At 33.3% G+C, this 22,603-nt stretch carries 25 protein-coding genes; 21 read left to right on the top strand and 4 right to left on the bottom strand.

Features of this window, described 5'->3' with window-relative positions:
* The first annotated feature begins 482 nt into the window (after positions 1–482).
* On the top strand, positions 483–764 hold the full coding sequence (locus DNU06_RS11690) for a CREC-EF hand family protein (protein ID WP_199399021.1): 282 nt from the start codon (positions 483–485) through the stop codon (positions 762–764).
* Positions 765–1,080: 316 nt separating this feature from the next.
* Here the strand turns inward: DNU06_RS11690 and DNU06_RS11695 are convergent, their stop codons facing one another.
* The gene (locus tag DNU06_RS11695; RefSeq protein ID WP_111063531.1) at positions 1,081–1,656 is read right to left on the bottom strand and encodes a hypothetical protein; all 576 of its coding nucleotides are present in this window, start codon (positions 1,654–1,656) and stop codon (positions 1,081–1,083) included.
* A gap of 190 nt (positions 1,657–1,846) precedes the next feature.
* On the opposite strand from DNU06_RS11695, the gene DNU06_RS11700 reads away from it, so the two are divergent.
* A complete protein-coding gene (locus tag DNU06_RS11700; protein WP_111063532.1) occupies positions 1,847–2,182 on the top strand; it encodes a hypothetical protein in 336 nt (111 codons plus the stop codon).
* Between the two features lie 75 nt (positions 2,183–2,257).
* On the opposite strand, the gene DNU06_RS11705 is transcribed toward DNU06_RS11700, so the two are convergent.
* The gene (locus DNU06_RS11705; protein WP_146239226.1) at positions 2,258–2,920 is read right to left on the bottom strand and encodes a hypothetical protein; all 663 of its coding nucleotides are present in this window, start codon (positions 2,918–2,920) and stop codon (positions 2,258–2,260) included.
* Between the two features lie 687 nt (positions 2,921–3,607).
* Here DNU06_RS11705 and DNU06_RS11710 point away from each other — a divergent pair.
* From DNU06_RS11710 to DNU06_RS11795, 19 genes are all read left to right on the top strand, one after another.
* On the top strand, positions 3,608–5,044 hold the full coding sequence (locus DNU06_RS11710; protein WP_111063534.1) for an MBOAT family O-acyltransferase: 1,437 nt from the start codon (positions 3,608–3,610) through the stop codon (positions 5,042–5,044).
* A 2-nt stretch (positions 5,045–5,046) separates the two neighbouring features.
* On the top strand, positions 5,047–6,072 hold the full coding sequence (locus DNU06_RS11715) for a hypothetical protein (protein ID WP_111063535.1): 1,026 nt from the start codon (positions 5,047–5,049) through the stop codon (positions 6,070–6,072).
* A gap of 470 nt (positions 6,073–6,542) precedes the next feature.
* Positions 6,543–6,968 carry a hypothetical protein gene (locus DNU06_RS11720; RefSeq protein ID WP_111063536.1) on the top strand — a complete coding sequence of 142 codons (426 nt, stop codon included), beginning with the start codon at positions 6,543–6,545 and terminating at the stop codon, positions 6,966–6,968.
* A gap of 46 nt (positions 6,969–7,014) precedes the next feature.
* The gene (locus DNU06_RS11725) at positions 7,015–7,719 is read left to right on the top strand and encodes a M949_RS01915 family surface polysaccharide biosynthesis protein (protein ID WP_146239227.1); all 705 of its coding nucleotides are present in this window, start codon (positions 7,015–7,017) and stop codon (positions 7,717–7,719) included.
* Positions 7,720–8,042: 323 nt separating this feature from the next.
* Entirely contained in the window at positions 8,043–8,912 is an 870-nt protein-coding gene (locus DNU06_RS11730; RefSeq protein WP_111063740.1) for an AraC family transcriptional regulator, read from the top strand.
* Positions 8,913–9,013: 101 nt separating this feature from the next.
* Entirely contained in the window at positions 9,014–9,364 is a 351-nt protein-coding gene (locus DNU06_RS11735; RefSeq protein ID WP_111063538.1) for a hypothetical protein, read from the top strand.
* A gap of 155 nt (positions 9,365–9,519) precedes the next feature.
* A complete protein-coding gene (locus tag DNU06_RS11740) occupies positions 9,520–10,188 on the top strand; it encodes an O-methyltransferase (RefSeq protein ID WP_111063539.1) in 669 nt (222 codons plus the stop codon).
* A gap of 11 nt (positions 10,189–10,199) precedes the next feature.
* The gene (locus tag DNU06_RS11745) at positions 10,200–10,403 is read left to right on the top strand and encodes a hypothetical protein (RefSeq protein WP_111063540.1); all 204 of its coding nucleotides are present in this window, start codon (positions 10,200–10,202) and stop codon (positions 10,401–10,403) included.
* 250 nt (positions 10,404–10,653) lie between these two features.
* Positions 10,654–11,055 (top strand): hypothetical protein, encoded by a 402-nt coding sequence (locus DNU06_RS11750; protein WP_111063541.1) that lies wholly within the window; start codon positions 10,654–10,656, stop codon positions 11,053–11,055.
* A 53-nt stretch (positions 11,056–11,108) separates the two neighbouring features.
* A complete protein-coding gene (locus DNU06_RS11755; protein WP_111063542.1) occupies positions 11,109–11,489 on the top strand; it encodes a nuclear transport factor 2 family protein in 381 nt (126 codons plus the stop codon).
* Positions 11,489–11,641, top strand: a complete 153-nt coding sequence (locus DNU06_RS17950) for a hypothetical protein (RefSeq protein ID WP_199399023.1) — start codon at positions 11,489–11,491, stop codon at positions 11,639–11,641. The genes DNU06_RS11755 and DNU06_RS17950 overlap by 1 nt, the downstream gene beginning before the upstream one ends.
* On the top strand, positions 11,642–12,118 hold the full coding sequence (locus tag DNU06_RS11760; RefSeq protein ID WP_199399024.1) for a ferric reductase-like transmembrane domain-containing protein: 477 nt from the start codon (positions 11,642–11,644) through the stop codon (positions 12,116–12,118).
* 22 nt (positions 12,119–12,140) lie between these two features.
* Positions 12,141–12,833, top strand: a complete 693-nt coding sequence (locus DNU06_RS11765) for an SIP domain-containing protein (RefSeq protein ID WP_111063742.1) — start codon at positions 12,141–12,143, stop codon at positions 12,831–12,833.
* Between the two features lies 1 nt (position 12,834).
* Positions 12,835–13,986: an ergothioneine biosynthesis protein EgtB gene (gene egtB / locus DNU06_RS11770; protein WP_111063543.1), complete on the top strand. Its 1,152-nt coding sequence runs from the start codon at positions 12,835–12,837 to the stop codon at positions 13,984–13,986.
* Position 13,987: 1 nt separating this feature from the next.
* Positions 13,988–14,932: an L-histidine N(alpha)-methyltransferase gene (locus tag DNU06_RS11775; RefSeq protein ID WP_111063544.1), complete on the top strand. Its 945-nt coding sequence runs from the start codon at positions 13,988–13,990 to the stop codon at positions 14,930–14,932.
* Between the two features lie 144 nt (positions 14,933–15,076).
* Positions 15,077–15,925: an SDR family oxidoreductase gene (locus DNU06_RS11780; protein WP_111063545.1), complete on the top strand. Its 849-nt coding sequence runs from the start codon at positions 15,077–15,079 to the stop codon at positions 15,923–15,925.
* A gap of 19 nt (positions 15,926–15,944) precedes the next feature.
* Complete coding sequence (locus DNU06_RS11785) at positions 15,945–16,337, top strand: hypothetical protein (RefSeq protein ID WP_111063546.1); 393 nt, start codon at positions 15,945–15,947, stop codon at positions 16,335–16,337.
* Between the two features lie 227 nt (positions 16,338–16,564).
* The gene (locus DNU06_RS11790; RefSeq protein ID WP_146239228.1) at positions 16,565–16,954 is read left to right on the top strand and encodes a hypothetical protein; all 390 of its coding nucleotides are present in this window, start codon (positions 16,565–16,567) and stop codon (positions 16,952–16,954) included.
* 106 nt (positions 16,955–17,060) lie between these two features.
* The gene (locus DNU06_RS11795; protein WP_111063548.1) at positions 17,061–17,441 is read left to right on the top strand and encodes a hypothetical protein; all 381 of its coding nucleotides are present in this window, start codon (positions 17,061–17,063) and stop codon (positions 17,439–17,441) included.
* Between the two features lie 84 nt (positions 17,442–17,525).
* On the opposite strand, the gene DNU06_RS11800 is transcribed toward DNU06_RS11795, so the two are convergent.
* Together DNU06_RS11800 and DNU06_RS11805 are read right to left on the bottom strand one after the other, a co-directional pair.
* Positions 17,526–19,448, bottom strand: coding sequence for a hypothetical protein (locus tag DNU06_RS11800; protein WP_111063549.1), 1,923 nt, complete (start codon positions 19,446–19,448; stop codon positions 17,526–17,528).
* Positions 19,442–22,375 (bottom strand): caspase family protein, encoded by a 2,934-nt coding sequence (locus DNU06_RS11805; RefSeq protein ID WP_111063550.1) that lies wholly within the window; start codon positions 22,373–22,375, stop codon positions 19,442–19,444. Before DNU06_RS11805 ends, DNU06_RS11800 begins: the two co-directional genes overlap by 7 nt.
* Positions 22,376–22,603: the final 228 nt, after the last annotated feature.

The following is a 22,603-nucleotide window of genomic DNA, read 5'->3' on the forward strand; positions in this document are numbered from 1 at the left end:
TTAGCTAAACAATGTCTTGGCGGTTATCTAATTACATTTGTGCTAAGTAAAGCAAACAGAAACATAGCCAGGCGTTAGTCACAATTAAGCCACCCACAATGAATAAAAACTTAGTTGGACATAAAGTCAAATTTCTTAATTCTGTAAAGAGTGGTATTGTTCTTCAAAAAGATTTCAGAAGTACGAAAAATATGGTTGAGAAATTCGTTATCAGTCTTGACAACGTGATTAAAATAGAAAGAGTGACCCCTAGATTAATAGCTGAATGAGGTGTACTATTTATAGTATGCCTTTTTTTTATTTTAAATTCTAAGCATGATTAAAAGTTAATATCTATAAAATAATTGTGTTGGTAGATACAATTTGGGGAAGTGTCGATTTGCTTTTTATGTTACGAATAATATGAATAGATTTAACCTATAACGCTTAATAGCGTTAAGGATTAACAAGAACAAATATTAATTATTTAAAACTTAAAGAAGATGAATAGTAAAAAGATTAAAACAGGAATTGTAATGATAACATTATTATTCGCGTTTAGTGCAAATGCACAATCGTCAAAAAAAGAAAGAGGAGCAAAACCATCAACATTTAGTGAGCTTTTAGAAAAATTAGATGCTAATGAAGACGGCAAAATCTCAAAAGACGAAGTTAAAGGACGTCTAAAAGATAATTTTGATAAAATAGACACCGACAAAGATGGTTTTATTTCGGAAACCGAATATGAAAATGCACCAAAACCAGAACGTAGCAAAAGAGAATAAGGCTTAAGTAGGTCAAAAACTTAAGTTGGCTCAAAAAAATTTTATTGGATTGATTTTAATGGCTTCGCAAGAGATTGCGAAGCTTTTAAATTATAAAATGTTTATATTTGACTAGAAGAAACCTAAAACGAACTGCTAACCGCTACCCTACGTTTCTTATATTAAACGTTACATTCAATTGTTCGCCCACTTTTTTTAAAAAAACACAGTAACCCATAGCACTTTTAAATGCAAAATTATAGCGGTATTGTGTTGCGTGGACTGTTTTCTGTCTTATGGAATTCTACTTTTAGAAAATGCGAATAGTGCAATTTTTTTACTTTTTTCCGAATCGATAATTTACGCCAAAAATATATTGCGTGTAGAAAGATTTCTTTTCAATTTTATTTAGAATAAAGGAATTATTAAATCCGATTTCCAAAAATAAATTCTGTCTACCTTTATTATTCAACAAAAAGTTAGTCCCAGCACCAAAACCAAGGTAATAAATTCCGGCTTGCTTCGTATTGTACTCTTCTAAAATCAATAAATTAGATCGATTAAATATTCCATCTACATATAATTGGAACTTCTTTTTAGACACTATATCAAACTGTGTTATTAGGCCAAATAAGTGGTAATTTTCTGTGGTAATTTGATCCATATCCCGTATCCAAGCATAAATTGGCGCAGCTTGAACTCCCAACCAAAATCGATTATGGAGCTTCATTTTTACATTTATATTCCAAGTTAATTCACTGTATAGAAAATCTCCTGCTGGTTTGTTATAATCATTCCAAATATAAGTTATTGAAGAGCCAACCTCTGCCGTTTTAGCAAAATAGCCATTATCTGATTGACAGAAAGAATGCGTTAACAAAAAAAACGACAGGAACAAAACCAAAAACTTCATAAACACTTAAATTTTAACCTAATGCTCGAAACTACTAAAAAAAATGCAGTTTAAAAAGTAACGTACTCCCAATAAATAAAGTAGCATACTATAATTTATCTTTATTACAAAAAAAGCAACTAATAAGTCATTAAATATATTTGATAGTATTCTAGTAAATGGCTAATTTTACGTGAACAAAAAACCCATAATGGACGAAACAGGCATTACATTTATAGTAGCCATGCTCATTACAACAATCATAGGAATTTTAGGCTTTAATTGGCGCAGGCGTGGGCGGAAAATGCAAGCAGCACGCTTGGATGCAGATTGGATATTGTTTGAAAATGCTGTGGATAAAAAAAACTATGAATTGATGAAAACTGTCGGGCTGGAATTGGCCTATAATGTGCACCTGAAAAAAAAGCAATTAGAGACTATGTCAGCTACAGTTGATTCACTAATCGATAGACACCCTTCATTTGAAAAATTGAGGTTGGCAATTCTCAACAAAAAATTGCATTATGAAAGACAGCCAGGATGGTGAAAAATGTTAGTGAAAGTTTTATAATTTCAAAAGACATATTAGAAATAATTGTTTCATTGATAAACTACCTTAGTTTTACTTTCCAAACCTATAACCAATTCCTGCGGAACCTATCCAATTTAATGCGTAGACATGCATTTCATTATTAATATTGTAAAATAATTCTCCTGTATCTGAATTGAAATAATTGGAATATTTTGAATCGGCTCTGAATCCAAATCCGAATGAAGTTGATAAGTATAAATGTTTAGTCAAATTATAATCCATACCTACGATTAGATTAAGGGTGAAATCTAACTTTTTAAATTCACTTCTAACATTCTTAGGGTCCGGTCCAAGGTAAAGACCAGTGGCAGGTGTAGAAATTAACGGCTGATACTCATAATACCATGTATCATTGAAACGGGTTTGTATAATTTCAGAATGAATTCCTGTAAATAAATGTATTCTTTCAAAATCAAATAAATATCTTTTATAAACTAAGTCTACACCGTAAATATTGATATTTTTATTATTATTTACAAACAGTGAATAAGGAATTCTTGGGCCAATATTCAGTTCATTTTTTTTGTATTTAAGGGTTAGAGATGGCGTAAGTCCTTTGGCATACAGCTTAGAATAATTGGACTCCAATAAGACACCAAATTTTAGCTTATCCTCCTTCTTTTCTTGTGAAAAAGAACGTGTTATTGAAAATAAAAATGACAATAAAAGAAATAAAAATGTTTTTGATCGCATGGATAATAAACGCCTATTTTTTCTTAAATATTGTGAAAACATAAAGTAAAAATGTGAAAGAACAAATGGCAAGCTTATAAAAACTATGCTTTTTCAGGAGCTTGAACACACTTAAAATGTACATTATATTTATTATAATAGCAACATGTTAGTAGCGAATGATTCACAAGCTACTGATGGAAAATATGGACTGGTCTTTGTTTCGTATTTCATCAGATTATAACTTAGATAGTAATACCATAAAGCCTGCGAAATACATCATTTTGGTAAAAAATGAATTTTAACTGCTTTTAAAAGTTTTCTGGGTAAAAAAGGAGACTGTGAATGGTGGTTTAGTGAATGCTTTGAAAAAATCAAATAAAAGATAGGGGTATAGATGGCTAAATAGACATCTGGGAAGGAGGACTCAATGAAAAAATGACTTATTGTTAAGCCAAATATAAAAATCAATTATATCTTGATTGATGATGTATTAGTTCCAAAGATTGTATTATATAAAATCAAAACATTAGTAAGTGTATAATTTTTTTTAAGTAATTGAAAAATAAAATCAAATGTATATATTTGCCTTTAATGTATTTAAAGGCAGACTGCAAACTATTTTCACTTATCATGTTCATTCGTTGTGCTTTATGTTAAGATAAATGCCAATGCTAATATCTTTTTTTTAAGGAAACTACAGTAATTATGCTTTTTAACTCAATCGATTTTGCAATATTCTTACCTATATTTTTTATTCTATATTGGTTTGTGACAAACAATAATTTGAAACTGCAAAATTTTTTAATAGTTGTGGCAAGTTATATATTTTACGGTTGGTGGGACTGGAGATTTTTGTCGCTTATTTTTTTCAGTACCATTGTTGACTATCTTATTGGTCGAAAACTAAGGGTAGTAGAAAATCAAACGAAAAGAAAGATTTTATTATGGACCAGTATTGCAGTTAATCTTGGGTTTCTGGGTTTCTTTAAATATTATAACTTCTTTTTAGACAATTTTATTGCTGCTTTTTCCTTCTTTGGGACTAACATAAAAGCAAATTCACTTAACATAATTTTGCCAGTAGGAATAAGCTTTTATACTTTTCAAACATTGAGCTATACAATTGATGTATATAAAAGAAAACTAGAACCAACAAAAGATTTTATTGCATTTTCGGCTTTTGTTAGTTTTTTTCCTCAATTAGTTGCTGGTCCAATTGAACGAGCAAGCCATTTACTACCACAATTCTATAAAAAGCGAGTTTTTGAATATTCAAAAGCCGTTGATGGAATGCGGCAAATACTTTGGGGCTTATTTAAAAAAATAGTTATTGCAGATAATTGTGCAGAATATGCAAACCAAATATTCAATAATTCTGGTGATTTAAACGGTAGTACATTAGTGCTTGGTGCTTTATTTTTTACTTTTCAAATTTATGGTGATTTTTCTGGCTATTCGGATATAGCAATTGGTACTTCTCGTCTTTTCGGTTTTGACTTAATGAGAAATTTTAATTTCCCTTACTTTTCAAGGGATATAGCTGAATTTTGGAGGCGCTGGCATATATCGCTTTCTACATGGTTTCGAGATTATCTATACATTCCTTTAGGTGGAAGTCGTGGTGGCACTTGGATGAAAGTGCGGAATACATTTATTATTTTTATAGTCAGTGGCTTTTGGCACGGTGCTAATTGGACTTTTATAGTATGGGGTGCATTGAATGCTATTTACTTTTTACCCCTTTTATTAACTAACAATAATCGTAATAATTTAGAGACAGTTGCGCAAGGCAAATTTTTACCAAGTATAAAAGAACTCGCTTTAATGTTATTTACTTTTGGGTTGACTGTTTTCGCTTGGATATTTTTTAGAGCGGAAAATATCAATCATGCTTTTAGTTATATTTCAGAGATATTTTCATTATCTACGTTTACAATTCCAGAAATACGACCCAGTAATATAATATTGTTGACAATGATTTTTGTATTAATTGAATGGTTGGGAAGGGAGCAACAATTCGCAATACAAAATTTAGGAGTTAAGTGGAAACGCCCGCTTAGGTTTTTAATGTATTATGCTTTAATTGCTTTAATTTATCTTTTTAGTGGGAAAGAACAAGAGTTTATTTATTTTCAATTTTAATTATGACTAATTTTATACGGAACATATTAATATTTATTATAGTTCCAACCATTGTTCTACTTTTTATAATTGTTCCTTATTTTATCAAAGATCCATATTTGGATTACGGTAAAAAAGAGAATTATTCTTGGACATATTTTTTTCAACAGCTTGGAGACATCTCAACAAAAAAACTAATAAACTCAACGCAGGAATATAATTCATTTGTTTTTGGAAGCAGCAGAACTACAGGTATTTATGCTTGTTACTTGAATCAATCAATACCGAACTCATCTTTTTATCATTATGGAAACTGGAATGAAACAATAGGTGGAATATATAATAAGCTTCAATTAATTGATTCATTAGGATATAAAATTGAAAATGTATTAATATATCTTGATACCGATTACACTTTTAAAGGAGAAGGGAAAAGCCACATTTCAGATCACTATTTAATATCAAAACAATCAAAATTTAATTATTTAAAAACTCACTTTACAAGTTTTTATAGTAATTTAACTTTAAAAAAATTAAAAATATTATATGGTTTTAAAATTGACGGTACAGATTTTCCAAATTGGCATTCAGACCTAAAAACAAATGATCCAAATCACAATTGTAATGATCCAAAGACAATTTTAAATTACTCATTATATGATGATTCAGAAATATTAAGCGCAAAGATTGACTCATTAAAGTCATCCAATATACTTTTTAATAGGCAGCTACATGAAGAGTATCTTGAAGAGCAAATTTCTGATTCTGAAAAAAGTATGCTAATAAAAATAAGAGAACTTTTAAAAAAACATTCCACCAATTATTATTTTGTAATAACACCACTTTATGACCAAAAAAAGTTTAATATTTCTGATCAAATAAAATTAGTTGAATTATTTGGCGATAGAGTTTTTGATTTTTCTGGAATAAACGAATATACTGCTAATGAATACAATTACCCAGATGGAAAACATTTTCAACCATATATTTCAAAATGCATAATTGACTCTATAATAAAAGTAGGAACATACAATTTTTCTAATAAATAATAAACATTTTGTATTTTATTGACCAGTATTTAATTACTTCTTGTAAAGGGTGGAGTTTGGCCTTGTAAATTGTTGTGTAATACATTTCCTATCACATGATTTGGACCACCGATTTAGGGATGAACTTTTCTAAAAATTCATTTAGAAATTACGAAGGTTTTAGAGACCAGGAAACTTTTAAGATGCGACGTATTTAAAAAGTGGAAGGAATTCATTTATTCCCATTGTAACCGGTGTAATTAAATCAAATAATGATTATAGTACCCAAATTAGCTTAAAATTAAGGTTACATAAATTTGTTTATATTTTTGCAATTGTAGTGACAATATTTGCAGGTTTCCTTTGCTACACAGGTATTTCTTATCATTCATTTCTATTATTTATCGCTCCTTATTTAATGTGCACCCTATTTTTCAACATAGAAGCTAAGATTGTGAAATAAAAATTGAGTGTAATTTTAAAACAAAAAAATGAGATTTTATATTTTTATTATAGCTGTATCCTTTTTTATTACCAAGAATTTGATTGCTCAAGAAAACTGGAAGGACTCCTTAGCACTAATTACCATTGAAAATATGGACTGGTCTTTGTTTCGTATTTCATCAGATTATAACTTAGATAGTAATACCATAAAGCCTGCGAAATACATCATTTTGGTAAAAAATGAACTACCAAAAATTGTTTTTGATTCACTATCCTACCATTATTGGCTCGCCGCAATAAATGATAAACCTCGTAGTTTTGTAACAAATTTAATTTTGTACGCATATTTTGAAAAAAATGCGCGCTTATATTTAAATTTTGAGATTGAAAGGTGGCAGGGTTCATTAAAAGCATTAGAAATCAATTATTGGATAAACTACTTAAAAAATGTTTGTCAAATTAAAGATGAGTAAACCAAGTAAATGGCTAATTTTAGGTGAACAAAAACGCTATAACAAGATGAAAATAACCTTAGCAATATTCATTACGCTACTCTTTACCAACCTTGGATTTAGCCAAGACATGATAATTACAAGTAAACAGCTGAATCAGCAAGAGGTAGATTCGATTTTTACAGATAGTTTAAAGCAAAAGCTTCAAATAGAATATGCTATTTATCGCATTTACGAATACAAGGATAAACTGGGAAAACATTACCTTGTAATGACTAAAAATCAATTTGAATGTGATGAAATGGAAGCGTGCTTTGACACCATAAAGGCATATGCCTACACCTTTGAGAAAGGATCATTCAAATCTGAATGGCAGTTAAAAGACTTTATATCATCCAAAGGTAATGCCGTTTCTGAAGAGTATTCAATCTCTTTTTGGACCAAATACTTTGCGCTAAAAGACTGCAATGGGGATGGTATTGTTGACCCTATAATGGTTTACGGAACCTACGGAATGAATGATACTGGAGATGGAAGAATAAAAATATTAGTTTATTTCAACGGTACTAAAAGCGCAATTAGACATCAAAACGGCACGCTTGACTTTGAAAGAAATACCCAGGTAGACGAAAAATATTACGAACTGCCAATCGGTATACAAAATAGGGTTCATGACATCATGGAAAGCATTACTGAGAACGATCATGGGATTTTCCCATACAAATGGCAGGCTGCAATGAAGAATAAGGAATTAAAATTTGATGAAAATTAAAAAACACAGGCGAAACCATTGACCCTTGCATCCGCTTGTCAGGTTTATGGCATTACCAATGACGATAAAAACACCGACTACACTGCAAACCTTCAGTAATAGTGACTCGTTATGAACAAATTAGGAAGAGATATTTTAACTATTGTAGATGTTCAAGTAGATGTGGATTGGCTTAAAAAAAATAATTCTAACTTCCTTCACGCTCCCTGGTGTTGGTCACTATGCTGGCGAAAGTATTTTCTAAAACCAAGGAAAAATAATTGTTATGAACGGTGGTATGTCCGAAGTCAAAAAAAAGCTTTAATTTTCGAAAAAAGCAATTATTGAAGGCAATACCTAATATATCGTTCCAAAGTGAGGCAAAAAACAAGGATTTTGAATTGCTAAACCTTGCCAAATTGTTTGAAAAATTAGATACTTTTAAAGACCACGACCCAAGGTTACCACACAGAATATACTTTTTTGCCCTCTTGATAGTCACCAAGGGAACCGGCAAGCATCAAATAGATTTAAAAGAATACGATTTAAAAGCAGGAACAGTCCTTAAAATTGCCAAAGGTCAAGTACACGCCTTTCAGCAGGACCCCACTTACGAAGGATATTTAATCCTTTTTACAGAAGAGTTTGTGATCAACTATTTTTCAAAATCTTCCTTTAAACTCATCTCTCATTTATACAATTATCACCTATCCTCTCCAATTGCGTTTGACCAAGATGGTAATAAAAAATTGATTGATAATTTGAGTACAGAACTTAAAAGCAAGAATGCCTTCGCCCAAAACAACATCATTGCCGCACATTTAGATCTGTATTTATTAAAATTAGAACGCAGCGCTAATGCAAAGGGCATTCAAATCAAGGAGCCTAAATTACACGACAGTTTTGTACAGTTTAAAAACTTAGTAGAAACCGAGTATACTTTGACACGTAATGTAAAAGACTACGCGGATAAAATGTTTGTCACTACCAAGTATCTAAATACAGTGATAAAAGAATTTACCATAAATACTGCCAAAAACTTTATTGATGATTTTGTGTTACTCGAAGCCAAAAGAGAGATTGTAAGTACCCATAAGAGTTTAAAGGAAATAGCCTATGACATGGGCTTTGACGAAGTAACTAACTTTACAAAATTCTTTAAAAAACACAGTGGTATCACCCCCAGAGCTTTTAGGAACAAACAACTGCTATAATTCCCACATTTACCATTTTTGACCTCATTTTGATAAGCTTTTACTTTTTGAATTGCCACACCTTTGTGCCAACAAAAAAAACAATTTAAAAGCAAAAAATTATGAAGTACGCAAAACAATTAAGCTTGGTATTATTCGGATTAATAGTATTGGCATCCTGCAAGAAAATTTCAAAAGACAGCACAGTAACCGTGAGGAATACTTTTGAAGATGTATCACAACCTGAAATAGCATATTCTTTATTCTTTGGACTAGCTGAGGATGCTTTAGATGTAAAAGCAACCATCTCCAATGATGACATTGAGTTTCCTGAAGCATTAAAGGTGAAGACGCATTTTGGGATTCAAACTTTAGAGTATTGGAAGAAGGAACATTCGACAGATACTATTTTACTTTTGATGAACCTCATAAAATTGATGGTTTCGAAAGTTCAAATGATGCCGTTAACTTAAGAATTGACAGTGAAACATCCATTGTTGTTGAAGTTGGAGCTGGATTTAATTTTCAACCTGGGGCTTCTTTCACGATTGATTTAAAATAAATAATAATCCACCATAAAATACGGTATGTCAATTGAATTGGCATGCCGTATTAATAAATTCTACCTATGATAAGCAGTAAAACAGAACAGATTGATACAACCATTAGAGCATTGTACAAGCATGCCAGATTTGACAAACTAAAAATAATGAAGGGACTAGCCAAAAGTATGAGCAGGTCCATGCAGCCAAGCGATTTTGAAGATGCTTATCTTTCCATCAACCAGGAACAGGGAGAATACCTGACAGATTTAATAGTGAACCAAAAATTTAAAAACATTATTGAATTCGGCACTTCTTTCGGAATTTCTACACTTTTTTTAGCTAGAGGAGCAATGAAAACTAATGGCAAGATAATCACCACGGAACTGCTGGCATCAAAAGCGGAACAAGCCATTTTAAATTTTAAAAAAGCAGGAGTCAGTGATCTCATTGAAGTGAGAACCGGAGACGCAATGGAAACCTTAAAAAAACACAACAACCCAATCGATTTATTACTCCTGGATGGATGGAAAAATCTATACCTACCATTATTTAAAATGCTAGAACCCAATTTCACAAAGGAAACTAATATTTATGTTGACAATGCCGACATGCCGGAATCTAAAACATTTTTAAAAAATATTAACCCTGGCAAGTACAAAATAACATCATTATTTGGGGGAAAGGCAATGTTAATTACAATCAAAAAACAAGGTGCACATTTACCATTAATCAAACAATCTAATTTAAAATAAATAAAAACAATATGAGTCAAGTAGCAAACTGTCCCACTTGTGGCGGCAAATCAACAATAAAAGAAAATAAAGGGGTAATTACCTATCAAGCCCTTCAAGATGAAATGCTTTTAAAAAAAGTAGGTCAACTGAAAAAAGCAATGCAAAAATTCAAAGAAAAAGCAGAAGCGTTAGAAAAGGAATTGGCAGAACTAAAATCCAAACAAGAGGAATAAAAAAATTATACCAGCCACTTTATCCTAATTTCAAGGGGTTTATGAGATTTGTAATTTCCCTTCATTTTAAATAAAGCTTTATGCTTTGTAAAAGATTCCATTATTCACCTAAAAGTTATTAATGGTTGCAATAGACTATCATAAAAAAGCTGACATGCGCACATTAACCATTTATCACCTAAGATTCACCTTTCATAGCAGCTGAAAAACAAGGATATTTGTACCTAAATAAACATTTTTTGACTAACAGATGAAACATTTATTACTGATACTTCCTTTGACCCTACTTTTATTAGCATGCGGACAGAACAAAACTGAAACACATACAAAATATCCTGACAAACTAATTGGCATGGAACTAAATTACTCCTACTCTGGTGGCAACGAATATGTAAACCGGTTTAGCGAGGAAGGGTTAACGTATCAATTCCGTTCAGGGTCGAAGCCAGACAAATGGTGGGGACCAAACCCTTATAATTACATGTTGTCTGATGGCAATGAACACATCATATCATGGCATGAAAAAGGCAATGGAGACTTTGTAACTTTAATAATCAACTTAGAAAAGAAAACCGTCATAGGCAGTGCCCTTGTCCATGGAAAAAAAGTGCATTTTCAAAAAGCGAAATTGCATTATTTCAAAAAATTCTAGTAAAGTACCTATTCATAGATAGCATAAGACAAACCCCATTTAATATAAGCGTAATGAACACCAAACTAAACAAACAAAATGCCATCAACTTTTATAAGATGGCATACGAAGGAAACCCAGCAAAAGCTGTAGCACAATACGTAGGAAATGAATACATACAGCATAACCCTTTAGTTGCAAATGGTCCACAATCATTTATTGATTATTTCAATAGAATGCACCAAGAGTATCCTGTTAAAACGATTGAATTTGTCCGTGCCATTTCCGAAGGAGATTTGGTGGCTTTACATACACACCAAGTTTGGCCAGGCAATGATGAATATGTTACTATGGATTTCTTTCGTTTTAACGAAAACGGAAAAATAGTAGAACATTGGGACAGTATCCAACAAGTACCCAAAGCATCTTTGAACGATAATACAATGTATAAATAATGAATTTCATAAAGAAAAATTACGGATGGATGATTGTTGCAATACTTGCAGCATTGCCTTTACTGGTCATATTTAGCATGATTAGTTTTGATTTTTCAAATGGTTTTGCAATTATTGAAGGGAAAGGAGCTAGCGAAAGAACAACCTTATAAATGCTTTATCATGTTTCGGGTGAATTTGCCATACGGTGGATGACCGCAGTACTGACTTTAACGCCTATATTCATCATTTTTGGTGTCACGAATTTATATGTTAGACAAGCCATGGGAATTGCAACAGCAATCTGGAGCTTATTACACTTTATTCTATTTATTTGGGCAGAAGGATTTTTAGAAACTTTTACACAAGTAAATTACATAGCAGGATTTATCGCCATTGTAATCTTAATTCCAATGTTATTGACTTCAAATCGAAAGTCTATGGCAATTTTAAAGGCCAATTGGAAAAAATTACAAAGCTTAGTTTATATCGTCATAATATTGAGCCTACTGCATATTATTTTACTAGATAAAACCTGGCTCATTTATGGAATAATCGTAGGTCTTGGTTTTATCGTAAGAATTCCGACCGTTAAGAAAAAATTCTTTGAAATGCGCAAGGCTAGAAAAAAATCTAAATCAAAAAAATAATGGGATTATTAAAAAGGTGGTAATGGATCCCGTCATCATCACCCAAAAAGAAAAAATAGCTGAGACTGTATATAAAATAAGGTTATCGGATGAAAGCATAAAAAAAGCAGACTTTAAACCTGGCTATTTTTTGCGGTTGGGCATTGGACTGGGAAATGATGATTTATCCACTAAAGATAAAGTGAGGAGCTATTCCGTTTGGGACATCAATAAAAAGGAAGGTTATTTTGATATTGCTATTGCCACTGAAAGCAAAGGAGTAGGTAGTCAATGGGTTGAAAATTGTAAAGTAGGAGAAACAGTTTATTCCAAATGGAAAAAAGGAAACTTTATTATAGACAAAACCGCGGATAGTTATTTGTTTATTGGCGATTTATCTGCCTTATCACATTTATACATACTGAACAGACACTTGTCAAAAGACAAACAAACTGAAAGTATAATTTACAGCCAAGGCAAAGAAGATATATTTGCTGATGTAGATGGATCAAAACCTTTTAATTACTATGAACTCGAACAAAACGCGATCAGTACCATCTTAAAAAAAGTAAAAGAAATTGTACCCCAAATGAAAGGAAACAAGATGGTTTACATTGCTGGAGATAGTCGTGTTTGTATTGCATTGAATCAATATTTTAGAAAAGAATTAAACTGGAATACCAAACAAATAAAAACAAAGCCGTTTTGGAACCCTGAAAAGAAAGGCTTAGAATAAGATGACCATAAAAGACAAATACAAGCAAGTACGACAAGAAACAATGGCCTTTTGTGACCATTTAAAAATTGAAGACTATGCCATTCAGGTCGTCCAATTTGCAAGTCCCGCAAAATGGCATTTGGCACATACCACCTGGTTTTTTGAAACATTTCTATTGAAAAAATATGTAACAGATTACAAGGAGTTTGACGTACATTTTAATTACCTTTTCAATAGTTATTACAATAATGTAGGCGATAGGATTTTACAAAACAACAGAGGAAATATGTCGCGTCCAAGTACCGATAAAGTATTGGAATACAGAAAATATGTGGATGAAAAAATGATGGGATTTCTCCAAAGCACAGCAGACAAAAAAAAGATTGATTTAGTAATTTTAGGTCTAAATCACGAGCAGCAGCATCAGGAATTATTAAAAACAGATGTAAAATACATGCTGGGACACAACCCCATTTTTCCTGAATTTAATTCAGCCTATAATTTAGTTAACGACAAAAACGAAAGTACAGAAAGCTTAAAAATTGATGCCGGAATTTACGAAATTGGGCATCCAACTGATGCGTTTTGTTACGACAATGAATTAGGAGTGCACAAAGTGTATGTGGACGATTTTACCATCAACAATTTCCTTGTCACCAATGGCGATTACATGGCGTTTATGGAAGACGGAGGCTACACAGATTTTAATATTTGGTTAGACGAAGGCTGGAATTGGGTCAATAAAAATGAAATTAACTCACCAATGTATTGGCACAAAATAGATGGAGAATGGCACTATTATACCCTCGCCGGATTGCAAAAAGTAGAAAAAGAAGCTATACTTTGCCATATTAATTATTACGAAGCAACTGCCTTTGCAGAATGGCAAGGCATGCGATTGCCAACAGAATTTGAATGGGAAATAGCTTCAAAGCAATTGAATTGGGGAAAAAGATGGGAATGGACCAATAGTGCTTATTTGCCATACCCAAAATTCGAAAAAGAAAATGGTGCAGTGGGTGAATATAATGGCAAATTCATGAGTAATAAAATGGTATTGAGAGGTGCATCTGTGGCAACCTCACCAGATCACAGTCGACCTACTTACCGAAACTTTTTTAACCCCGTTGAAAGATGGCAATACACAGGAATTAGATTAGCAAAAAAATAACATGAATACATTCAAAAAAGAAGTTCAGCAAGGGCTAGAAGCAAACCCAAAAACATTACCGTCGAAATATTTCTACGACAAAAAAGGTGACGCGCTTTTTGTGGAAATAATGAATATGGCCGAATATTATTTAACCCGAAGCGAGTTAGATATCTTTAAAAATAAAACAGAAGAATTAATCCAAGCACTTGACCTAAATAAAGGAAGCTATTTTGAATTAATAGAATTAGGAGCAGGTGATGGCACCAAAACCAAAGAATTATTAAAAAAACTAGTCCATGAAAACTATAATTTCGACTACTTTCCTATTGATATTTCAGCCAATGCTTTGGCGCTACTGGAACAAGATCTAAAAACTGAAATAGCCGACCTATCGGTAAAAACCCAACAAGGAGATTATTTTGAAGTATTGGATACTTTAAAAGCCAATAAAAATCCAAAAATCATCCTGTTTTTAGGCTCCAACATAGGAAATCTGACTGATGAATTAGCAACGAAATTTATTTACAAATTAGGGACAAATCTCAATCCTGGTGATAAATTACTATTGGGGGTAGATTTGATAAAAGCTAAAGAAATAGTGGGACCTGCTTACAACGATAGTAAAGGAATTACTGCGGCATTCAATATCAATTTATTGGAAAGAATTAATAAACAATTGGAAGCAAATTTTAATCTAAACCAATTCGAGCATCAACCTGAATACAATGAAGATGAAGGCATTGCAAAAAGCTTCATCACCAGTACAACCAAACAAACAGTTGAGATAAAAGCAATTGGTAAATCATTTCAATTTAAAGCGGGAGAAAAAATTCATACAGAGATTTCAAGAAAATACAATGATAAATTAATTCAAAAAATCATTGCAGATACAGATTTCAGTTTAGCAAGAAAAATTATGGATAGCAAAGCATATTTTGCTGATTACATCCTCAATAGAACCTAAATAATAAAGGCAAATTACCATGGATTGAAAAATCTTAAGTAATCGCGCAGATTTACCATTTTTAACCGAAGATTGATATACAGTCCCAGTGGAATATTTCTGAGATTTGTACCATCAAATAAAAACAACGAATCCATAGAGCATATGAAAATAGCAGTAACCTCAGCAAGCGGAAAATTAGGCGCTTCAATCGTAAAAAACTTAGTACAATTAATCGGAAAGGAAAATGTAATTGCCATTGCACGCACCACTGAAAAAGCAACACATTTAGGCGTTGAAGTCAGAAAGGGAGATTACAACAGTCGCCCAGACTTTGAAGCTGCTTTAAAGGGAGTTGACGCTGTATTATTAGTGTCGGGAATGGATGCACCAGACAAAAGAATTGAACAACATAGAAATGTAATTGAAGCTGCAAAAAGCAATGGGGTAAAGAAAATTGTTTACACCAGTATTGTTGGTGCAGAAAAAGACAACGCTTTCAGTCCAATTGTTCAAACGAACCGACAAACAGAAATGGATGTCAAAAATTCAGGATTAGATTGGGTAATTGGAAGAAACGGCATTTACATTGAACCAGATTTAGAGTACATAGACACTTATGTAAAAGAAGGGGGCATTAAAAACTGCGCTGGAACAGGAATTTGTACTTATACCAGTCGTGAAGAATTAGGTTTTGCTTATGCTAAAATGTTGCTGGAAGATAAGCACAATGGGCAAACCTATAATTTAGTAGGAGAAGGCATCACCCAGCAACAATTGGCTGACGACATCAATCAAGTATTCGGTACAAACTTAACTTATACCTCTCTTTCAGTTGAAGCCTATGCTGCAGAAAGAAAAGCGGCATTAGGCGACTTTATTGGTACTGTAATTGCTGGTATTTATGAGGGCATACAGAAAGGTGCAAATGATGTTTCATCCGACTTTTCAAAAGCAGCAGGAAGAGCACATTTATCGCCTATCGCCATGATGGAAAACTTTAAAAATCAATAAACAGTTTAATTTTAATGCAATGAAAAAATTAGTTCTATTGGCCATACTGCCATTATTTATCGCTTGTAAAGGGAAGGTTGATGCTCCCGAACGTTTAGAAGGCGTTGAAATGCAATACACCTACGAGCACGGGGTCGAATTTGCCATTCGCTATACTGCCGAAGGCGTTTACTATCAATATAAAAAAGGTAAAAGTCCGGATAAATGGTGGGGGCCTTTTCCCTACGAGTATTTAGTCACTGACAAGGGAGAGCATTTTTTATCATGGTTTGAAGACGGCTATGGCGACCATGTCACCCAACTCATTAATTTAGAGGATAGGACGCTTTATGGAAGTGCTATTATAGGAGAAAGACACAATGTATTATTCCATAAAGCAAACATTTCTCGTATCAAATTACCAGAAAAGTAATAAAGATAAAGTCCTTATTGCAGCAGGTAATTTTGTGTTAAACGCCACGGAAGAATATGCCCTAAGGGGAAAAATAGTCTTTTATGCTGTATTTAGAGAAAAAAATAGTTCATTGAACACGAATATATTGTTGCTTCATTGGATAAATTTTCATACTTTAATAGTCATAATATAAAATGGAGGACCATGATGCATGAAAAGACAATGATCCTAAAAACTACCAAGTCATGAAAAACTTAATTATAGTAATTTCAGTCGCTTTAGGTTTAATGTCTTGTTCGGAAAAAACGGAAAACTTTCCCGATAAGCTTACCGACATGGAAATCCTTTACACTTATACAGGAGGAAATACCTATGCGGTAAAATTTGAATCGGATGGCCTCAGTTACCAATTTAGAAGCGGTAAAAATCCGGACAAATGGTGGGGTAAATTTGAGTACAACCACCTGCTCACTCGAAAAAATGAGCACTTTGTTTCTTGGTTTGAACCCGGTTATGGTGACTATGTTACTTTATTGATCAATTTTGAAAATAAAATTATTTATGGTAGCGCCATCATTAAAGGTAAAATTGTTCATTTTCAACAAGGTAATATTCAAGAGATCAAGCGACCATAATACATTTTAAAATCGCTTTAATTAAATAAAATACGCTGCTTTAAAAGTTCCGACTAATTATTCCGTAATTTTGCTTTCTTTTATTGCGCAATCACCGAGACAAAACATGGAGTTAGATTTTATAGATAATGTCAATGAATTTGGCGAGAACATGGTCAGATTATACAATTTCGACATGGCAGAAGCCATACTATTTCGGGATTTAATACAAACCGTGGTAATTGAAAAAAAGGCAAAATTAAACTTAGCGGAAGTCGACTTCATTGCACCTAGAAATTGCCATTTAATCATGGGACTATTTAAAGAAGACGAGGGTATTTTCACCTTGGATAGTCAGACTTTTTATTGCGCTTTGACCTTATCTGGTTACGAAGAAATGCTCAGACGGATTGAACCATTCTGCACAAAAGAAACCATCAGTCACCGATACCTATATGAAATAGACAATCCTACAGACTTATTATTTGCCCCTGCTGGGACTTGGTGATATATACTTATTACTAGCTTTGAAAAATCACCTCTTTTGGTCTTCCTTGAGGAGAGAAAATCAGATATAGTAGTAGCACCATTATTAATTCATAAACAAGGCGACACCCATACCCACGGAGAATAAATTATTATACATGGTTTGATTTCTTCCTAGCGATCGTTCGGCGTAAACATTGAACTTTAAATTTTCAATGTAATAATCGATTCCGAAGCGCAGTTCGAAATAACTTCTCGCAGCAATGGTGCTAAAAAGATAAGGTGAATAATCGGTGTAATAGTTATCAGCTCCCGCCTTATTGTAATAATTATAATTGTAATAATCTGCCTTGGTAAAAACAGCTTTATCGGCATCCTCAGCGTTTGAAAGTCCTTTCCATTCCGTTGCTTCATTAAAGTTCGGATCGTTCTCTCCATCTTCTTGTCCCGTGTTATAATCATGGAAATCTTGTAACAATTCACTGTCATTAATCCCACCTGCTTCTGTATCAAACCTACCATTTAACCATAAATTATAGTTAATACCCACATGAAAACCTAAGCGACTGATATTATTGATTTGCATTTGTGTATACGCATTTAGTCCAAGGGATATTTCGTGAAAGTTCTCTTGATAAAATACCTTCTTGGTTTGAACCGTTGTTTCGTCATTAATGGTTTCTGCAATTGTTTCATATCCCCGAATACCATAAGTATGGTTTTGATAACCCACGTTAAGGTCTACTGAAAATAATTCATGGGGATTTACCCTTACAAAAGCGCTTAATTTTGGAGACTTTACAATGGAGTTGATATTTCCCCAATCTAAAAACACAGTTGTAACGAGCTCAACAGTCTGCAATTCATCATCAATTACACGTTGTTCATCATCTACTTTTTCTAAGTACAAATAATCTAAAACATTAGTAGATTCGTTAAAAAGCACACCAGACAAGTAGGTATCACCCTTCTTTTTCAAACTGTCCCCATAATTTATGTCTTCGTTTTTCGTTTCAAAATCATCAATGATCGACAATCCTGAATTGTGAAAATTGGGGAAATTAATTGCAGCACCAAATTGAATCAGTTTTGGTTTTTGGCGGTACCTACCAATCACCAGTGGATCCAACACGTTTTTTTTATCATCACTAATGGCTTGGTTAAAATTTTGATTGAACAAAGTATAGTTTAAACTCACTCCGGCAGAAGCTATATTTCTAACCAATTGACTTGAATTTGTATTCGCTTGTGTACTTTGATTCCCACCATAAATATTATCGTTAAGCGCATTATGTTGCCCAAAAACTGGATTTGGAAAAAATGAAAAATCGAGCCCGAGTCGGATGTTTTGTTTTTCAATACCAAGGTTAAAAAAAGGCGCAAACAGCATGGCATTTAACTTGGGCATGGCTTCCAAAATATGATGTGTTAAAGCCACTTCTTTTTTCTCGTACAATAATCCTTGATAAGGTTCAAGCGTGCTGCGGGAATACAAATCAAACCCTGCTCCATAATAAAAAGTTACCAGTCCCCTTTTATTTAAAGAGGAACCGAAAGAAAAAGTTAAACGATTGTATTGAACGCGCTCAAAACTTTCAAAATCATACGTTTTTTCATCCAATATATCTTCTCTGTAAGCTTCAATGACATCATCCATATCGCCTGTAGAGGTATTCCCATCTAACTTTTCTTGCAAGGCCGTTTCAACGGCATAATTTGTCGGTGTTGTCGTGCCAGTAATTCCCAATCGCCAAGTTTCATATCCATAATTAACTTGCACCCACCAGTTTTGTTTGGCGGTGTACCTCACATAAATAGGAAAGCTAAGGCCATTGATTAAACTCACACTATTCCGCTCCGTATTCAATACCAAAGTGTCGGCATTCGTACTGAGTATGTAAAAATTAAATGCCGTGTCATTCTCCACCCAATGACTACTCGCCCTTCCGCCTACACCAAGACTTAAGTTCTGGCTAATAACCATAAACGAGAACATAACCATTATTGATAAAACAATTACCCTTACCATAATACAAAGTTATTTTTAATATTTTCTTTTCTTAAAATAGGGTTTTGATTTCCCTCCGATAAAACAGCAACTGTTTCACGCAAATAGACCTGCAGTTCCATAATGCGGATTTGTTTATCGTCATTAAGGTCTGCCTCCTTTTTTAAGAGTCCGTTTTTGAGTACGTAGGTAAATAGTCCATTGCCCCACTTATCTCCCTCTAAAGCGTATTCAATGCCCGAAGAAGAAGATAAAATATTGGTGCCTTTACTCAACCTCAAATCGGCAAACACCAGTTTCGACAATTCAAAAATCCCCATGTCACCATTGCCATCAAAAGCAGCAGCTTGTGCACTCCTAAATTGTATTTCATCCAAACCCTCAACATTATTTTTATTAGCCTTTAAACTCGACTTGTCAATTTCTCCACTAAAACAGGCATCAATCATCATCAACTTATTTCTACAAGCCAAACCTTCAAAAAGCTGTTCTATATCATCAAAGGCCATCCCTAGCTTACCCGGTGCATCAAAATCCATGTTATGGGTTGCCAAATAATAATTAAAGTCACTGTCTAAAACGCCATGACCGGCATAATAAAACAAAATGACATCATTGATATTTGCAGCTTGTAAAAAACTGGCAATGGATTGTTGCGTATCAAGGGTAAATTCGGCGTTGTATAATTCCATTTTAAAGACCTCACCATAGGCTTTTCCTCCGGATAATAGGGCAGCAATTTCTGTGGCATCCTTTTGCGCATACTTGAGATTAAAATCTTTATTTAGATAATCACTCATCCCAATAGAAAGGAGATAAAGGTTTGGTTTTTCAAAGCTTTTCTCGCAGGTAATAATTTTCTTTTTACGCAAGGAACGAATCCCATTATCATTGATACAATAAAACTCTATTTGATTAATTCCAGCGCTTAAAACTATACTTATTTCCTGCACATAATGCTGTTTGGAATCTTTCAATTCACACCTTTTTTCAATGCCATTAATTAAATAAGCATAGGCACTAATATGGCCATCTATATCGGCCATAGTCAAGGAAAAATTTACAGTATCTTTTTTAGTACTATAATCCCCAAAATAGTCGACCACAATTTCAGGTAGTTTCTCCGAAATATTGAGCGTATTGACCAATACACCCAATTTTTCTAATCGTTTTAAATAAGCTTTTTTATAATCCACAATGTCCGTACTGTCAAAAAAACGCAAGTCTTCCATCACCTCATTTGGTCGGTTATAGTATTGGTCGTATTGTTCATAACCATATAGTTTGTCCTTATTTAAAAACCCAATTTGATCCAATACCTCCTTGGAAGCAAAGTAGTAATTGTCCTTATTTAAATAGAAAAAACTGTATTGTCCAGCAAGGTATAAAACGGCAAGGTATTCCCCATTTCTATTCCAAAAACGAATGCTACCATCCTGAGAAAAAGAGAGAATTAATTCATGATTCGACAAATACCTCAGCCCAGTAATCGGCGCACTGTGCTTGATTGGATATTCAATTTTGTTTTGAACTTCACCCTTATAGAATGTATACTTGTTTGAGTCGAGGGTATAGACCTCATCCTTAAACCTATACTTTTGTCCATGCTGGTAATAGTCGCTATAAACAAAAGCTTTCTGCCTTTTAAAATTTTTATTGACTAGTTTGTTGAGGGCTGCATCTCTTAGCTTTCGGGACAGTATAATTTCATTGTTCCTCAAATTCCAAACCCCCTTCATTTTTTCAGCCTTTTTCAATAAGCTGGTCTTGATGTGGTGTCGATTTGTTTTCAATACGGTAAAATAAACGGCATTGGCTTGCATGCTGTCAATCGATAGGATACTATAATTCTCCCCGTTTTGTTCTTGCACTTTATCCAATTTAATCGAATTACTTTTAAGTTGATTATTCGGCAAGTTCATGTACCTAATTACCCCATCAGAATAACCGATTAATATGTCATCACCAAAAACTTTTAAGTCTAAAATACTGGCCGCTGCTCCTTTTAATATTTTATTGAGTTTATAGTTTTCTGTATCGTACAAGTAAATAATTCCTTTGGTATTTGCCAAGGCGAGCCATTTTCCATCATCACTGTAAGCAAGCGAAGCAATGGCAACGCCGTTCATACCTATACTTGTATGAATGGTATTGGTTTTTACATCTAAAATACTGGTAAAACCGAAGGCGGTTCCAATGGCAATAACACCATTTTTTGTAGCCATATCGGTCACGTAGTTCAAATCGTCGTTGAGGGTAAAAACATTTTTTTTGTCCCTGGCGTGGCTATAATAAATCAAGCCCCCTTTATTGGTTGCCATCAACAATAAATTATCGCCGTAAACTGCTTTGTGTATGTTGCCAACAAAATATTTATAAAACTGAAGTGGTTCGTTTATATTGATGGTAACCGCATAATTGTCCTGTGGTCCGGTTACCACTAATTCATTGTTCAATTGTTTATAATCTACACTGTTAAATAGACTTTTTGACTGGTAGTTTGTGGGTCTTAGTCGCTTGGTATTTAAATCGTAAAAATGAACTTTTCGACCAACCAGGCATAATTGATGCGCATCCATTACCGCAAAAGCTTGCAATGAATCTGTCTTAATTTTTAATTGACTTAAAGGATGTAAATTCGGAAGGGACCAAGTTTTTAGATCGTTATCGGCACCCAGACTAATCAGCACAGAATCGTTCAAAAAATCAATGTCTTTCAGTCCGTTTTTATGGCCTAAAACTTCAGCCCTTTGCAGCCCCAATTGAATATCCCAAACAATAATTTTTCCATCATCACCACAACTGATCAGGTGCTGGTTATTGGGATGAAAAAGGAGTTCGTTGACCTTGGAATAATGTCCGGTTTGAAATGTAGGTGCGGATTGCTGACTAAACAACTGTGGTTGCAAACAACAAAATATCAATATTAAGGACCAAAAAAATTTCATCTAGTTTTGAATCGCCTGACCATTCCAAAAGCAAGCCCAGCTAAGTCAAAAATACACATTATTATTAAAGCGGTATAAACTATGGAATCTCACCCGCGCTCATCTGTAATGAGTGCATACTTTAATAAATTCAAGCTTGTCCGCATTATTAATAGTCAAACAGGTGCGTGACTTTCTCAACAGCAGTTATTTGGCTTACGAAAACAACAATTGTAAAATGCTAAACGT

Source organism: Putridiphycobacter roseus (assembly GCF_003234935.1).
In the GTDB taxonomy this organism is placed as follows: Bacteria; Bacteroidota; Bacteroidia; order Flavobacteriales_D; family Crocinitomicaceae; genus Putridiphycobacter; species Putridiphycobacter roseus.